Raw genomic sequence first — 16016 nt, forward strand, 5'->3', positions numbered from 1 at the left:
ATTGCCAATCCAAACGCATAAACAAAGCATTTGCTTCGGTTTCTCTCGAAAAATCACCGTATTGTGGTGTATTTTTCATGCCATATTTCTCACGGGCAACTTCAATAACTTTATCTAAATTAGCTTTTGTGATACCGAAGTTTTGTTCTTGGGTTGCATCAAAAACTGGAGCAATTTGGAAAGGAATTGTTTCGTTTTGGCGGTCGAGAGCCACAAAGTAGTGTAATTTATCCTTAATGATTGGTCCACCCAACGAAAAACCATATTGTTTTTGGTTGATATTGGTCGTTCTTGGTGTTCCGTTAGCATTGAATTTACTATTCATCGGGAATAATTCTTTGCCAAAAAGTCTTGCTTTACTTGCTCTTTGGTAGAAAAATGCTGAGCCTTCCATCGTGTTCGTACCGTTTTTTGTAACCGCATTAACTGCACCACCACCTTGGCGGCCTTGCGTTACATCATAATTATTGGTCGAAACTTGGTATTCACGAATAGCTTCTTGAGAAATGGTGTAAGGGCCATTACCAACCGCTCCGTTGGTGTACATATTTCGAGCATTTGCCCCGTCCATCGTAACGTTGGTTGATGAAGTACGTTGGCCGCTAAAACTACCATTTCGACCTTGTAGTGGAGAAAGTGCTGTTAAAGCCGTAAAATTTCGGCCTTCCATCGGGAGTTGTTTCATTTGCAAAGCCGAAACTGCAATTGCCGCACCAGCTCTTTCGGTTTCTTTATTTACAAACGAATTTGCCGACACTACAACTTCCGATAAGGTTGTGTTTGCAGTGGCCATTTTTGCATCAATTTTCAATTTATCGCCTTGGTTTAGGGCATAATCCGAAAACTTTTGGGTCTGATAACCCACAAACGAAACCGTAATGGTGTAAGGTTTACCAAGTGGAAGTTGTTGTAGTTGAAATTCACCGTTGATATTGGTGAGTGTACCAGTCTGAAAACCAGTCGATTCGTTGCGAACACGCACCGATGCTCCTGGAATTCCTTCACCTTTTTCGTCTTTGACCACACCCGCTATAGTAGCATCGGTTCCTTGCGAAAAAGCTTTAACACAAAATAATAGTCCAATTAGAAATGAAAATAATTTTTTTTTCATGGGTAGTAACACTGTTTGTTGAGCTGCAAAACTACTCACCCCATGTAAAGCCTATGTTAGCTAATGATTGTTAAAGGGTTAATAAATTAGCCATAATTGACATTTTTATGAATAAAAATTTAATGTTGGTTTAATAATCTTTGCCGAATGACCTATTCCCAACAACATTAGTGTATTTATACTCATCTACTCAAACATCATGCTTATTTCAACGGCCCTTCTGATCATTGAAGTATTAGTTTATAAAACAGACTGTTACACTCAAATTTGAGGCATTTTTGTTAAACTACTTCAAATGTGTGACCCAAAATATATCATAAACTTAATATTCAATGCTATAAATCGTAGATTATTTCTGCCTATTTTGTATTAAATTTATGAATTCAGATAAATGAAACTAACAAACCTTACTTATCAAGTCGTAGAAAAAAGCAACATTACAGACGAAATTGCTCAAGTTTTTGCGGAGCATCTGACTAAGCAAGGTAAAGTGACTGTTCCTAGTGTTGAAAAGCTGAAGACCTGTGATAAATTAGTTTTGTGCTTCGCAGATTATGCACTAATCGGGATCGGAGCCTTAAAGTTGAATGAAAGCCCAGCCTTAAAAAAAGCAGGTTTAGAGTCACTTCAAGATACTTTTAGCTTTGAATTGGGTTATTTTTTTGTGAGCGAAACATTCAGAGGGCTTGGCGTTTCTACGGCCATTGCCCGGCTATTGCTGCTCGATAAGACAGAGGAAAATATATTTGCCACAACCGAATTGTATGTAAATAATCCGATGATGAAAACGCTCGAAAAACTTGGGTTTAAACACTACGGAATTCCATGGAAAAGTATTTGGCATGATGGTACAATTGGGGTATTTTTGAAATTCAAAAAAGGAATAAAAACAAAGGCTGATTTCGATTGAGGCGTCAATAGCTTAGAATGAAAAAGACATAATTTGCTACATTTTAAATTACTTTGAAGGTATTTTTTAATTTAATCAATTGTGTGTGTGCCAAATTATTTCAGGATGGGACACAGCTAAAAAAAAGCCAACTTATAAAGAAGGCTTTTTGAATCAATCTTAACCACTGTTACCTATTAAACTACCTTCATGAAAAACCTACTGATGTTGGTATTTATAAATGTTTCTCATTGCTTTTTTTGTCAATATCAAAGTATAGTACCATCTTGTCAAGAAAGAAATCAAGGTCACATATTTGCTTCCTAATTTTGTTAATTGAATAATTTCGTAAGCACCTAGAAGTAACAAGGTGCTTATCAGAAAGATATGTATTTGATTCAGCATGGTATTTATATTATTTCTAGGTGAAAACATTTAAAAAAGGCTTAATTTTGAAACCTAAGTTTTTAGCAAAATCGGAAGTTTCTTTTATAAAAACTTTATATTGGAGCTTTAGGATTCGCTAAATTGGGCAAATATTTAAAAATGGTTTGTTTGGCTATTTTTCTAATGAGATAACTTCTATCAGAGTTAATGAAATATCTGCATTTATTTGTTTCGTTGTGGCTTTCATATTATTATAAGATTCTGAGTCCGAGAGTTGCCTGTACCCATGCATTCTTATAGCGTGGATTTGTTGATGTACCATCACCATTATTATCTTGAATGTCCCATCCTGCTCTCACCCCAATTATTACACGCCTAATGTTGATATCTACTCCGCCAATGGCACACAAGGTATTTTTGCGGATATTATCATTCTTGAATTCGTTTTGTTGTTCAATTGTTGACAGAGCATTTTTAAAAACATCTTTTCGTTTTGTGAGGAAAGAGAATTGTGGCCCAAGCTGTATGGTCAGGAAGTCTGCAGGTTTGATTGAAAGCAACAACGGAATGTCCACATAGTCAGTTGTTCGTGTTAGCTCATACGTACTTCCCAAAAATGCCCCAGTTTGTTTATAACCTTTTTGTGAGAATAGTATTTCGGGTTGAACTCCTAAAAATTTCCCTATTGGGATGGCAACAAAAAGGCCGCCGGCAAATCCTAATTTTCCTTCAGCATCAAAGTTTTCTCCATTTGAATCATAAATGTTTGAATAGTTTGAGCCTATTTTGACTCCAAATTGAAACTTTTTTCGAGAATTATCAGAGACTTGGGCTTCGCATAGATTGATACTTAATGCGATAGCGGATAAGAGCAAAAGGTTTTTTTTCATATTTTTAAAAATAAAAACTGTGTGTATTTGTAGTTATGTTTTGCAAAAGTTGAGATGGGTATTACTTGACATTGTTCACTGTCAAATCCTTGAATGCTTGGCCTAGTTCGTCCATGTCGTGGTTGAATTCAGTTTTAAATTTTTCCCAATTTTCTTTCCCGTCCATATTATAATCATCCATTTTCTTTTTCATATCAATATTTTTTTGCTCCAGTTCGGCTACTTTTTGTTTGTATTCTACTTGAGCTTCTTTTTTCTGGCTTGCAATACGAGCATTGAGATCTTTGATGATTACCTCATTGGCTGCAATTTTAGTAGCAGTTTCGGCTTTATACTTTGCCATATCAGAAATATATTCCGCTTTTGCATCGTCTAATTCTTTATTAGCTTCAACTACCTCAGTATTGGCTTCTTCCACTTTTTGGGTTGGCGAACTACAAGCTCCAACGATTATTGAAAATGCAAAAATGGCGGCAACTATGATTGTTTTTTTCATTTTGATACAGTTTAAATGTTTTAATTATATTCAGTGTAATTATTATAGACCCGAAATTAATTCGTGAAGTTCTTCTTTTGTCTTGCCAAGTTTCGTTTGTAAGCGACCCAACATTTCGTCTTGTTTGCCCTCCACCAACAATAAATCATCGTCGGTTAGCATTGCGTATTGTTGTTTGAGTTTGCCTTTGGTTTCATTCCAATTGCCTTTTATTTGTGTTAAATTTGTCATGGTTTCTTTATTGAAGTTTTATTAATACCTTTATGATTATCTAAAAAATATACTGCATGTAAATATTGAAACTGAAGTTTTCGCTACTGCCTGTAAAACTTATCGGTTTCTAATATCATTTGGTTGCCAGGATATTGAATGTTTGCATCGTCTTCGGCCGTTATGAATATTTTTACTGGTCGGAAAGAAGAAACTGTCTCGAAAGATGCTTTTAGCTGCTTCGACATCATGCTCGTTCCGCTCTTAATCTGACCAATGTTTTTTGTAACGTCTTGGTCGGTCAGCATCCAAACTACATAAGTTTGTTTGGCAGGTTGCAATCTTTGTACCTCTGCTAACTCGGTCAGGTGAATTTCAATGACATTATTTTTGTTTTTATCGGTCTTAAGATCAACATAACCGCGTGCAGCAGGTACTGCCTGAGAATTAAGAAAAGCGATTCGTTTTGAACAAGCCGAAAATGAAAATGCTACTATCAGCGTCAGAATACCCAATAGGATATTTTTTGCTTGTTTGGACTTAGCCAATAAATTTTTCATGGTATTGTTTTTTATAGTGTGTCTATGAACAAGCATTCAAAATGACAATGATTACGAAAACACACAGAAGGAAAATATTATCATAGTGCTCAGTTAATATGGCTTTCATATTGTATCTTGGTTTACTATACAAAGGTGCGGGATTAGATTTCAGAATGTGTTATACAATATTTGATAACATTTGTAAGATTCACACATTTATTATGTTGATTGGTCGTTTAAAGAACTATACTAAATGACTTTGGCGATTGAATTTCAGATATAGTTTTTCGGGTTTTTCTAATTTCTGATTGCTCCTCGAAGCTTTTTCGAGGGTTAGCCGAGCCATAAGATAGCTCACGGTTGATTCTGCTCCTTGATTGAGGTTGATATAGCTTTCTTCTAGGCCATCATAACAACCACCCGTACACGGATTATAGATAATTTGGTGCAGATGATTATTGCCCAAAAACCAATCGAAAGCAATTTTGCTTTTATTTTTATAGCTTTCGTCTTTAAAAACCGCATAAAACTTATTCAAAGCCAAAATTGTGTACGTAATATCAATGGGTTGTTCGCCGCCAATTTTTACTCGGTTTTCTTCTTCGCCTTTGTGCAGCCATCCTTGATTCGAGATAACTTTGATGCTTTTTTCGGTGAAAATTTTTGATAACAGAAAATCAAATGCAGTTTTGGCGATTTGCTGATAGATTGGCTCGCCCGTTGCGAGCCAAGCACAAAGCATTGCTTCGGGCAGAATACTGTTTCCGTAGGTCAGATAGCTTTCAAACCACGACCATTCGGGCTCGGCTTCGTGCTTATACATTTGCACTAATCGATTGCTCAGTCGAGTTATCAAGAGCATATCTTGCACCGAATGCTGCACGCTATTTCTATAATATAACCCCTTGATTATAAAGGCCATTGCTCTTGTAGAATGAATTTCGAGCAGATTAGCTAAAGTACTATCAATGGTCTTACCAACTTCAAAAACCATCTCTTGGGGTAATGATTCACTCATTGAAATCAAATATCCTAAAGCCCAAATAGCTCTGCCATTTGAATCTGCGAGGTTGGTTTCGTAGTTTTGTTGGGTAAAAACTCCGTCTTCATCCACGTAATTCAAGAAACTTCCATCTTCTTGCAAACAATATCTGATAAAATTGAGGTAAATCTCAATGTATTTTAGGTCCTCGGCATCATGTGTTAGCTCATAATGTTGGCACATGGCTACCAAGGCCCGAGCATTATCGTCAAGTGTATAACCCGAACTTATATCTGGTTGATTAATGATTGAAAACTGAATCATGCCGAAGTGGGTTGTCAGTTTTTTTACATGATCGAGATTAATGGCTGGTATTTTATAATTCAAATGAATTTTTCCTTCGCTGATGTTTTCAAACAAAAGAGCGTGAGCAATAGCGGCATTTTCCCAAGCGGTGTGTGCCATGCTGTGCAAGCCATTTGAGCTAATTTCTTTGAGTAAGGTTTCGTCGCCCAGTAAATTAATAACCGCCGTTGATAATTGACCCGAATTCTCGAAATCAACGATGATTCCTGCACCGTTTTTCAATACCTCACGGGCGTGTGGAATGGGCGTAGAAATAATCGGACAGCCGCAACTAATGGCATAAGAAAATGTACCACTCACAGCCTGATGTGGGTCTTTTGAGGTAAACAAATAAATATCGGTCAGTTGCAAATAATCAAGGAGTTCGGGCAAAGCTAAATAATGATTGATGAACCGAACATTGTTTTGTAATTGCAGGCTTTCGACCTTGTTTTCAAGGAAATTACGGTATTTTTCACCTTCTTCTTTCGCTACCGAAGGATGCGTTTTTCCGATAACTAGAAACAATACATCATCATTGTCTTTAATGATTTCGGTCATGGCCTCTAAAGTAGTTTCGATACTTTTTCCCGAACTCAGCAAGCCGAATGTAGAAAGTACCCGACGACCCGAAACATGATATTTTGCTTTCAAAAAATCTTTGTCAGAATGCGGCACTAAGTGCGTTCCGTGCGGAATGATAGTGATTTTATCATCGGTTACTTCGTAATCGGTGGTCAGAATTCCTGCTGATATATGGGTCATTACGATAACCGATTCACAAAAGTTTACGATGTTTTTCACCGACGTTCTTAATGCCTCATTAGGTCTTGGCAAAACCGTATGAAAGGCAATAACGGCAGGCTTATTGAGTAATTTCAAGAAATGCTCAAAATAAAAGGCTTTTTTTAGCAGCCCAAATTCGTGCTGAATCATTACCATCTTAATGTTATCATCATTATTGATGGATTTGGCAAGTTTTATAAAATCATCTGATATATCGGCATTCAGGACATATTTTATCGGTTCTTGATACATATATTTTTCGCTGTCAGATTCTAAAGGACAAATGCTGATTTTGAACGAATAACTGAATTTGTTTTTGAGTGCTTTGATTAAATCTTGTGAGTAAGTGGCTATACCACACTCACGAGGAGGGAATGAAGTAATGAATAAAATTTCGGGTAGTGAATTGTCTCTATCCACTTTATGCGAGTTGTTTTCCGCACTAAATTTTTTCCTGCCTAAAGGCAGTACATTGATACGACCAAGTGTGTTTTCATTGTTCATTTTTCTACGGGATTTAGTGTTAATTCATTTAAAAGAGCCGATAAACTCACTGATACATAGGCGATTCGCTCATCGGCTGCTCCGTAATAAATATATAATGTATCATCAAATAAGGCCGTGCCAGTTGGAAAGCAGACATTGTTTACTTCGCCTTTCAATTCCCAAATTTTTTCCGGTTTAAATAGCGGGTACGGCAAACGTGCAATTTCCTTTTGTGGATTATCTAAATCGAGCAAAGCCACACAAGCTGAATATACATAACCTTTGATTGAGTCATGCACACCATGATAAATAATTAACCAGCCTTTGGCGGTTTCGATGGGTGGACAGCCTCCGCCGATGTAGCTCACTTCGTGGTCGTATTTTGGAGCGAGAACTATATTTTTGTTGAAGTCCAAAAAGTATTTTTGCCAAAAATCGGGTGTTAAATCTTCTAACTTTTTGATGCCAACTATGATCTGAATATCGGGCTTGATGCGGTGCAAAAAATAGAGTTTTCCTTCAATTCTTCGGGGAAAGAAAATCAAATTTTTGTCCCAAAGGAACATTTCTTTGCCTTCTTTTTCAAGAATATGATCATGTTCGTTGTATCTGAAATATTTTTCGTTGAGTTTATTCTTGAACTTAGCCATGTAATTAAACTCATCAAAGGTTATCTTAGGCACGAGCAAACCACGCTTTTTCCATTGTCTTAAATCAGTTGAAGTAGCTAAGGCACCGAGTGCATTCACGCCATCATAAGCTGTATATGTAAGATAATACAACTTATCAATCTTCACGATTCGGGGGTCTTCAACTCCATGCGACTCATAATCAAATTCAGGTAAAATAAGCGGTTCGGCAAAACGTTCGATGACCGTAAATGGCCCACTGAGTTTGCAATATCCGATACTCGAATAGTTTCCTTTTCCGACTGCCCTATAAAATACATGAACGAATTCACCATCTTTAATTACAGCAGGATTCAAAACTCCCATCTCCTCAAAACTTTGCGTTGTTTTTTCAAGCAAAATCCCCTCTTTTTTTACTTGTATCATGTTTTTTGGGTCAAACCCCAATTTATTGTTTAAGCATTAGGTTACGCTCGGACTACTTTTTTCATTACGTTTGGCGGCTTTAGCCGTACGTTTTTCTTTTAGACTTTTGGCAGGAGCTTTCTTGCCCGATTTGTCTCTGGTATCTTTATCGTTCGACATCTTGGTAGTATTAAATATGAATGAAAATTTATCTTTAACTTACATTTTTGCACATTCGATGGCACATTTTCGACAGGCCTCCGAGCAGATTTTACATTGCTTCATGTGGTCGTGTTTGTCACATTCATCGGCACAAATAGTACAGACTTCAACACACAGCTTGCATATTTGCTTGACCAACTCACTATCCGATGCCATTGACTGCATGGCCAAAATACAGACGGCGGCACAATCATGGCATAATTTTATAGACCGTGCCATCATTTCGATGTCGTCTTCTTTTAAGTCTTCGGTTGAGGCATCTTTGCAGGCCACTATACAGTCGGCACAAGCATCAATGCAGACTTGATATTTTTGAGGTATCATTTATCAGCAAAATTTTAGTATTTTGAAAGTATAAAGGTGTGTGAGTTTACGCAGAAAAGTGTTACATAACTTTTAGAAAAAGTTGCAACATTCACACATTTGGTGCTAAGGCACAATTAAGAATTAAGACTGGGTGTAGAATACTGACTATTAGCCAATTACAGGTTTATCTCCACATTAATATAAGTTTTAGCTCTCAGGAACGATTACTTGCAGAGCATCAGGAGCAATAATGGCATTGACTTCTTTTACTTTACCTAGATATTCTCCGTCTATCTGAAAATGAACTTTCTTGCGGGATTTCATGGATAAAGTATCAGTTTGAAAGATTTCGGTTTTATCGGTGTTGTGCGAACCGTATGAGAAGGTCATTTTAAAAATTTCATAAAATGATTTTTTCTTTATCACGATTACTTCAAACAATTTATCCTCTAAGTTACCGATGGGATTAATCACAACACCATTGCCATATTTGGTAGCATTGGCAATTACAATCATTTCAGCATTCATTTTGATGCTTTTATTATCAATTTTTATAGTAATTCCCATCAGAGGGTTTTGCCACAGCACTTTCAGCGATGCCAACAGGTACCCCCACCAACCACGCATTGGTTGGTTTTCAAACTCCTTCATTGCGTAGGCGTTAAGTCCAATATCGCTCAAATGGACGCATAATTGTTCGTTAATTTGAGTAACGTGGATTTTTTTTGAATAGCCTTGCGTAAGTATATCGAGTGCTTGTCTTGGAATGTCGCTAATTCCGAGTTCCTTTGCGAGTCCATTGGCAGAGCCTGCGGGCAAAATTCCCATAAGGATTTTTGTTTTCATCAAACATTCGGCAACTAATTTTATTGTACCGTCGCCACCGACTGCAACCACACAATTAGGCGAAAATGCCTTGATTTGCTCTTTAATTGTTGAAATATTGCAGGTTTTGGTCAGATGATAGAAATCGATTGTGTGCTTGGTTGTAGTAAAATAATTGGTAATTTCGGTAGTCCAGTCGATAGAATTATTGCCCGAAGCAGCGTTAATTACAAAGAGTAGTTTCAAGTTATCGTGTGTCATAATGAAAAATAAAGTTGAGAATCGTGTTGTTACCGTGAAGGTCTATCATGGCTACGGACACCAAAATAATTTGGTGGTTTATGGTCATGTTTTGGCTGGAAAATCGGCTACCTCAAGTAAATTTAGCAATAATCTACTCAGTAATATCATACATTTGATCAAATTGTTTTTGGTGAAGCCCATACCGAAGGTTAAAGTAATTTTACAATGGCAAAAACAGCTTTTCGAAACTATCACCGAAGCTGATGGTTTCTTCAAGTTCGAGTGGAAATCAGATACCAAAATTGAAGCGGGTTGGCATCCTGTAATAGTCCATTTGGTTGAAAATCAAGGCTTTGCCCCTACATTCGGAGAAGGGAAACTTTTTGTTCCGCACGCTACCCAATATGGTTTTATATCTGACATTGACGATACCGTGCTGGTTTCTCATTCTGCCAATACAGGTAAAAAACTGCGGGTAATGTTTACCAAACATCCACGTAGTCGCAAGACTTTTGCCGATGTGGTGAAGTTTTATAAGCTGCTCTCACTCGCCCACACAAGTTCCGATTTGCTCAATCCGTTCTTTTATGTTTCCAGTAGTGAATGGAACTTGTACGATGATTTGAATGAGTTTTTCAAGCACAATGGCTTGCCGAAAGGAGCTTTTTTACTAAATAACATCAAAAAATGGTATGAATTATTGAAAACAGGCAAGACCAAACATGAAGGAAAACTTATCAGGGTAACAAGAATTTTGAAGGCTTTTCCGAAACAACGCTTTATTTTATTGGGCGATAACTCGCAAAGCGACCCCCAAATTTATACCTCTATAGCCAATAAATACCCCGAGCAAATTGTGGCGGTTTATATCAGAAATATCAGTTTGGAGAAAGAGAATATAACAACCGAAACACTTGATTCAATTCAAAATAAATCAATCGAAATATGTCAATTTAAGCATACTGACGCGGCTATTCGACACGCACAAAAAATAGGATTGCTTATTTGATCGCCTATTACTTTTTGCGTACTGATAAGATTTTGTTTTTTATTTTTTCGGCAAAACCAGGTTCTGCTTCATCAGATTCAATCTCGCCAACTAAAAAACCATAAGGTTTCAGTGGTTCGATGTGGTCGAATATTATTTTGAGTATTGCTGTCAGTGGTATTGCCAAAATAATTCCCGATACACCCCAAATTAATTGGCCAATTACCAAGGCAAAGATGGTAAAAAGAGGATTGATTTTTACTTGTGGGCCTAAAATGATAGGTTCGAGCAGCCATCCTTGGATCGTTTGAACAATGCCATAAACCACTACAATTCCGCCCAACATTGAAAGTTCGGCACCGTGCAGGGCAGCAACAAAAACTGTCAGCAAAGTTCCGGTAATATTTCCAACATAAGGCACAATTTCTAAAAAACCGCACAAAATGGCAAAGAAAATGGCATCTTCTACGCCCAAAATGCTAAAACCTATTCCGTACATAATCCACAAACAAGCTATCATTTTTAATAAACCAAGCAAATATTGCTGAGAAACTTTGGTGGTCGATTGAATGATTTGCTCCATTTCGGCTTTATTTTTTTCGGTTGAAAGTCTCAGCAAAAATTGCTTAATATGATTGCGGTAATAAAGCAAAAAAATGAAATAGATATAAACCAAAATCAGATTGCCGAAAAAACTCGAGACCGAACCCGCCATTGATTGCATCAGATTGGCATAAGATGGTTGCTCTTTTTTCAGAATCTGAAGTTGTTCTTCGGCCGAAACCCCAAAACGATTAAAAATGTATGTCTGTAGTTGAATACCTGTATCTATGGCCCTTTGTTTCAGAAGTTCAACGTCTTTTATCAAACCTGAAATTTTCCAGCCAAAAAGCGAAACTAAACCACCAACAACGAGAATTATTGTGAGTAAACAAAAAATTACGGTAATGAACTTGGGTATTTTTCGGTGTTGTAGCCAATTACTCAAAGGTAAAAACAATGTCGCCAAAACTGCACCAAAACAAAGCGGCATCAAAAAAACTTTGCCAAAATATAAACCAGCAATTACTAGAAACAATAAAAGCAGCTTTTTTATTACAGAATTGAGTGTTATTGTCATATTTTAGCTTTTTTGATAGACAAAAATACGATTAAAATTTTAGTATGTAAAATCTAACTATACTGAAGATGAAGATACTAAAATCGGTACCTTTTTTACTTTTTATGCCTTCGTAGAAGCATAGACATAATGGTGTTCATCTAACTGTCAGCAAAAAAAACAAATATATGATTCGTGCTGAATCATTTTCTTTTGATCAGATATTGGCATTAAATTAATAGTAACATCTTTTAGTATTTTGTCAAAATACCAATTTTTGATTTAATATTTTTAGTAATTTTATTATCAGATGAGCGTTTCAAGCTAGATAAATAATTATTTTGTAATTAAAAAAGTTGTGTAAATTCAGTTTAATATAATACCGTTTTTAGACATTTATATTCATTAATCCTGTCAAAAGTCCGAATGTTTTAAGTAACCAAATAATTATAACTACCACAAAAACGATGTTTAAGATTCGTTTGATTTTTCCATCCATCGGGATGTACGAATTGATAAGCCACAGAACAATTCCTGCAACAATTAATACGACTAAAATATTGACTAATGGCATGATAAAAGAGGTTTAAGCGTGTATTCAAAGGTAGGCTACTATTCATTGTAATGTGTTATATAATTCTTGCTATGATTTACAAAATTCACACATTTATTTTTCTGAAATTTATGACCAACAAAAACTATTTATCTTCCTCCAAATCATTGTGGTTATCGCCTCCGATGCTGTAATAATTATTTTCTTCGTCTTCGCTACCGATATTTTCTTGTTCATTGTCGAGTTCTGAACCGGGTACATCTAAGTTGTCACCAATCTGGTGTCTTTCGGTTAAATCAGACTCAAAATTTTGTTCATCTTGAGTATGAATTTTGGCCATGCTCATCGAATCTTGCATTTCGGAAGCTTCGATGGGGTCAATTTCTGCATCATTTCTGAATTTTGAAAAAACATCTTCACTGGCTGGATATAATGGATACCCCGGAAAGTTATTGATTTCCTCCTTTTCGATTTGCTCTTTAATCTGGTCGGCTTTACTGCTTTTTTTCATGGCAATTTTTATCAATGTTTTGAAAAGTAATCTTTCACAAACGCAAGCTGCTGATTATCAGTCATTTTATCGGCAGATTTCACCTCAATTTTTATATGGTCGAAATGATGGTCTTCTTTCAGAATATTCATCAATTCTACTTTAGCATTGGTTGGGCCAAATAAAACAACTTCTTCATAGTTGATGATAACCTCGCTCAATTCTTTATAATATTCGGCTTGCTGATGCTGCTCAATGTTGTGCATTTTGTTTTCGCCTTTTGATTGCTCATTTCCATCATTTGCTGATTTCGATTTGATAGTAGCAGTAGCCGTTGGCATTTCAGAAAAATTCATCAAGTAGGCAGTCGCATGGTCCATCCAAACGCCTAAGTATTTTGTTTTTGTCATTGATTGTTTGTGTTTAATTTGTTGTGCGATTGTGCGTAGTCTTTCATCAAAATCTGTAAAGTATCATGGTAGTCGGTGAGTACTTTTAGATTGATCTCGGGTGTTGCTTCGTTCGGTATCGTGATGGGTATTTCGGCTATGTATTTCGATAATTCTGGAAAATCGCTTTGAATTTTCATTGTTATCGCTAAAATTTTAGCATTGATATTATCTTCAGTTTTCATATTATTTCAGAAAAAAATAAAATAAATCGCTTTCACATAAAGATTGGTAAAAGCGATTTGAAATCTCACCACTAAAACTAAAATCTACTTTCCTATTAAATGCTTATATAGTTTTTTAAGTGGATGATTAAATATAAACACACTTATGATTTGTGTAAAACATTAATAATGAATGCTTTGTACAACTCCGGACCCTTTACAACAAAAGTATGAGCAATAAAACGATAATAATGATTGCTCCAACCGATAAATAAACACCGTTGTTGAGCGATGCAAGGTTGGTCTTGAGCGTACGTACCTCCTTGCGTAATTGCCTCTTTTCTTGAAAACTAAGTTTGCTCTTGTCCATGGCCTTGATTTCTTCTAGGCGACTAAGCAAAATCTTCGATTCGGCCAATTCCGTTTTAGGAGTTTTATCTCTTCTTAGACCATTAGTTTCGGCACTTAATTGTGCAGGAATAAATGACAACATAAACAAAAATGCAAATGTGTAAATGAGGTGCTTGTACATTATAATTTAGTTTATAGGCCGCAGTTGGCGGAACAATTGTAGAATGATTTCTACTAAGCAAAGGTGAATATCTTTTGGGTAAAAAGTGTTATACAATTGTTAGTAAAAGTTATATAATTCACACATCATCAAGGTTTTTTCGCTTTTTATCTTTCAGCGACTTAAAGAATGATGGTGTAAGGCCAGTTATTTTTTTGAACTGATTAGAGAGATGCGAAATACTACTATAATGCAATTTTTCAGCAATTTCGGTCAGATTGAGTTCATCATAGATGATGAGTTCTTTTACCCGCTCAATCTTATGGTTCATGATATAATGCTCAATCGTGATTCCCTCGGTTTCGGAGAAAAGATTAGCCAAATATGTGTAATCGTAGTTAAGTTTTTCCCGCAAATAATCAGAGAAATTGATTTTCGGAATCTTATCAGTATAATGCACCATTTCTACTATTACATTCTTTATTTTTTCTATTAGCATTGATTTCTTGTCATCCATGAGTTCAAGTCCCGATTTATGTAATGCTTCCTTTAGTTTGTCATGCTGTAATTGTGTGAGATTTTCCATGATTTCAACTTCGCCTAACGAAATATTCATAAAATGAAGGCCTAGATTTTTCAGTTCTTCTTTTACTACCATCTTGCATCGCAAACTGACCATGTATTTTATATAAAGTTTCATGTGTTTTCATATTATTATACTTGCCTATTCGGCAAAATTTCATACCCTATCCATGTACCAATTGAGTTCTTTTTCCATTTTTTGATAATGAAAAATTGTTTCAATTAGCTTTTGGATACGCATGAAGGCGGTTTCGCTTTTCACTACATAATCAAAAGCTCTATGGTGCATACAATTGACGGCCACTTCAATTGTATCTTGTGTTGATAATATTAGTACTGGCATTTTCGGGTGTAAAGCTTTTATTTGAATCAATGTCTTGAGTCCGTTATTGGTATTTTTGTGTATTCCGTCGAGGTGATAATCCAAGATTATTATGTCTGGCTCATTGGATAAATTTTCTACACACTGCTTGGCTGTATCATAAGTTTCAATATCAAAATCAGCATTTTGCATTAACTCAAGCTCTAAAGATTTAATAAAAACGGCATTATCATCTACCAAAAATAGCCTTACTTTATTGTCATGATTTTTCATTGATTGGTTCTTATTTTTTGAATGCCCTACTCACAATTTTGGTCAAACCCGCACACAAACATTTTTGAGTTTCGGTACCTTTCTTCACAATTATTAAGAAAAATCAATACTTTGTTTTTCTTAATTTGCAATAATTAAATTCCTTTGATATGCTTATTTTTGACATGTTTTTGTTGAATTAATGTTGCATAACGGTAAATCACGCGGAGAGTCGGCTGATTATACCTCTTCGATTGGAATCCTTCTTTTCTCTTTTAACTGCTTAAAATGTGTGGGTGTAAGGCCCGTTGCTTTTTTAAATTGGCTCGATAAATGGGCTACACTACTGTAATTCATGTTGTTGGCGATTTCGGTGATATTCATTTCTCCATAGACAATCAATTCTTTGATGCGTTCTACTTTGTGAAAAATAATGTATTGCTCAATGGTGGTTCCCTGAACCTCAGAAAAAAGGTTGGCCAGAGAAGTGTAGTCGTGGTCGAGTTTTTTGCTGATGAAGTCCGAAAAATTAGTTTTGGGTAATTCTTCGGCATAATGTACCATCTCAACAATGGCTTTCTTGATTTTCTCAATCAGCATGGCCTTTTTGTCGTCCATTAATTCGAGCCCAGCACTGAGAAGGATTTTTCTCAACGATTCAGTTTGTGCTTCCGTAAGTACCTCCAGTATTTCAACTATACCCAAATCGACCACTATAAAGTGTAATCCGAGCTTTCGTAGAGCCTCTTTCACCATCATCTTGCAACGGGTACTTACCATGTACTTGATGTATAGTTTCATGTTTTATTATTAAATTTTGAAACTGCTATCTTTTGAGGTAGCCGTCAGATA

General features: G+C 36.0%; 21 protein-coding genes. 2 read left to right on the forward strand and 19 right to left on the reverse strand.

Features of this window, described 5'->3' with window-relative positions; all coding sequences use genetic code 11:
* A partial coding sequence (locus tag ACOVO2_RS10465) for a carboxypeptidase regulatory-like domain-containing protein (RefSeq protein WP_421769914.1) occupies positions 1 to 1111 on the reverse strand: 1111 nt, incomplete at its 3' end.
* 391 nt (positions 1112 to 1502) lie between these two features.
* Between ACOVO2_RS10465 and ACOVO2_RS10470 the strand changes: the two genes are divergently transcribed.
* On the forward strand, positions 1503 to 2021 hold the full coding sequence (locus ACOVO2_RS10470; protein WP_421769915.1) for a GNAT family N-acetyltransferase: 519 nt from the start codon (positions 1503 to 1505) through the stop codon (positions 2019 to 2021).
* Positions 2022 to 2638: 617 nt separating this feature from the next.
* Here ACOVO2_RS10470 and ACOVO2_RS10475 read toward each other — a convergent pair.
* From ACOVO2_RS10475 to ACOVO2_RS10515, 9 genes are all read right to left on the reverse strand, one after another.
* Complete coding sequence (locus tag ACOVO2_RS10475; protein WP_421769916.1) at positions 2639 to 3277, reverse strand: porin family protein; 639 nt, start codon at positions 3275 to 3277, stop codon at positions 2639 to 2641.
* Positions 3278 to 3338: 61 nt separating this feature from the next.
* Positions 3339 to 3773 (reverse strand): hypothetical protein, encoded by a 435-nt coding sequence (locus ACOVO2_RS10480; RefSeq protein WP_421769917.1) that lies wholly within the window; start codon positions 3771 to 3773, stop codon positions 3339 to 3341.
* Positions 3774 to 3815: 42 nt separating this feature from the next.
* Entirely contained in the window at positions 3816 to 4004 is a 189-nt protein-coding gene (locus ACOVO2_RS10485) for a CsbD family protein (RefSeq protein WP_421769918.1), read from the reverse strand.
* Between the two features lie 83 nt (positions 4005 to 4087).
* On the reverse strand, positions 4088 to 4543 hold the full coding sequence (locus ACOVO2_RS10490; protein ID WP_421769919.1) for a hypothetical protein: 456 nt from the start codon (positions 4541 to 4543) through the stop codon (positions 4088 to 4090).
* Positions 4544 to 4769: 226 nt separating this feature from the next.
* The gene (locus ACOVO2_RS10495) at positions 4770 to 7142 is read right to left on the reverse strand and encodes a glycosyltransferase (protein WP_421769920.1); all 2373 of its coding nucleotides are present in this window, start codon (positions 7140 to 7142) and stop codon (positions 4770 to 4772) included.
* Positions 7139 to 8179: a hypothetical protein gene (locus ACOVO2_RS10500; protein ID WP_421769921.1), complete on the reverse strand. Its 1041-nt coding sequence runs from the start codon at positions 8177 to 8179 to the stop codon at positions 7139 to 7141. Before ACOVO2_RS10500 ends, ACOVO2_RS10495 begins: the two co-directional genes overlap by 4 nt.
* 36 nt (positions 8180 to 8215) lie before the next feature.
* Entirely contained in the window at positions 8216 to 8338 is a 123-nt protein-coding gene (locus ACOVO2_RS10505; protein WP_421769922.1) for a hypothetical protein, read from the reverse strand.
* Positions 8339 to 8377: 39 nt separating this feature from the next.
* On the reverse strand, positions 8378 to 8704 hold the full coding sequence (locus ACOVO2_RS10510; RefSeq protein WP_421769923.1) for a four-helix bundle copper-binding protein: 327 nt from the start codon (positions 8702 to 8704) through the stop codon (positions 8378 to 8380).
* A 189-nt stretch (positions 8705 to 8893) separates the two neighbouring features.
* On the reverse strand, positions 8894 to 9772 hold the full coding sequence (locus tag ACOVO2_RS10515) for a diacylglycerol/lipid kinase family protein (protein WP_421769924.1): 879 nt from the start codon (positions 9770 to 9772) through the stop codon (positions 8894 to 8896).
* Position 9773: 1 nt separating this feature from the next.
* On the opposite strand from ACOVO2_RS10515, the gene ACOVO2_RS10520 reads away from it, so the two are divergent.
* Positions 9774 to 10763: an App1 family protein gene (locus ACOVO2_RS10520; protein ID WP_421769925.1), complete on the forward strand. Its 990-nt coding sequence runs from the start codon at positions 9774 to 9776 to the stop codon at positions 10761 to 10763.
* 7 nt (positions 10764 to 10770) lie between these two features.
* Here the strand turns inward: ACOVO2_RS10520 and ACOVO2_RS10525 are convergent, their stop codons facing one another.
* The 9 genes from ACOVO2_RS10525 to ACOVO2_RS10565 all read right to left on the reverse strand — a co-directional run bounded on the left by ACOVO2_RS10525 (position 10771) and on the right by ACOVO2_RS10565 (position 15965).
* Positions 10771 to 11862 carry an AI-2E family transporter gene (locus ACOVO2_RS10525; RefSeq protein WP_421769926.1) on the reverse strand — a complete coding sequence of 364 codons (1092 nt, stop codon included), beginning with the start codon at positions 11860 to 11862 and terminating at the stop codon, positions 10771 to 10773.
* 367 nt (positions 11863 to 12229) lie between these two features.
* Complete coding sequence (locus ACOVO2_RS10530) at positions 12230 to 12415, reverse strand: Thivi_2564 family membrane protein (RefSeq protein ID WP_421769927.1); 186 nt, start codon at positions 12413 to 12415, stop codon at positions 12230 to 12232.
* A 124-nt stretch (positions 12416 to 12539) separates the two neighbouring features.
* Positions 12540 to 12905, reverse strand: a complete 366-nt coding sequence (locus ACOVO2_RS10535; RefSeq protein ID WP_421769928.1) for a hypothetical protein — start codon at positions 12903 to 12905, stop codon at positions 12540 to 12542.
* Between the two features lie 11 nt (positions 12906 to 12916).
* Positions 12917 to 13294, reverse strand: a complete 378-nt coding sequence (locus ACOVO2_RS10540; RefSeq protein WP_421769929.1) for a hypothetical protein — start codon at positions 13292 to 13294, stop codon at positions 12917 to 12919.
* Positions 13291 to 13518, reverse strand: a complete 228-nt coding sequence (locus ACOVO2_RS10545; RefSeq protein ID WP_421769930.1) for a hypothetical protein — start codon at positions 13516 to 13518, stop codon at positions 13291 to 13293. The genes ACOVO2_RS10540 and ACOVO2_RS10545 overlap by 4 nt, the downstream gene beginning before the upstream one ends.
* Before the next feature lie 196 nt (positions 13519 to 13714).
* On the reverse strand, positions 13715 to 14029 hold the full coding sequence (locus ACOVO2_RS10550) for a hypothetical protein (RefSeq protein ID WP_421769931.1): 315 nt from the start codon (positions 14027 to 14029) through the stop codon (positions 13715 to 13717).
* Between the two features lie 118 nt (positions 14030 to 14147).
* Complete coding sequence (locus ACOVO2_RS10555) at positions 14148 to 14708, reverse strand: helix-turn-helix domain-containing protein (RefSeq protein ID WP_421769932.1); 561 nt, start codon at positions 14706 to 14708, stop codon at positions 14148 to 14150.
* A 39-nt stretch (positions 14709 to 14747) separates the two neighbouring features.
* Positions 14748 to 15185, reverse strand: coding sequence for a response regulator (locus ACOVO2_RS10560; RefSeq protein WP_421769933.1), 438 nt, complete (start codon positions 15183 to 15185; stop codon positions 14748 to 14750).
* Between the two features lie 219 nt (positions 15186 to 15404).
* Complete coding sequence (locus ACOVO2_RS10565) at positions 15405 to 15965, reverse strand: helix-turn-helix domain-containing protein (protein WP_421769934.1); 561 nt, start codon at positions 15963 to 15965, stop codon at positions 15405 to 15407.
* Positions 15966 to 16016: the final 51 nt, after the last annotated feature.

Source organism: Emticicia sp. (assembly GCF_049241225.1).
In the GTDB taxonomy this organism is placed as follows: Bacteria; Bacteroidota; Bacteroidia; order Cytophagales; family Spirosomataceae; genus Emticicia.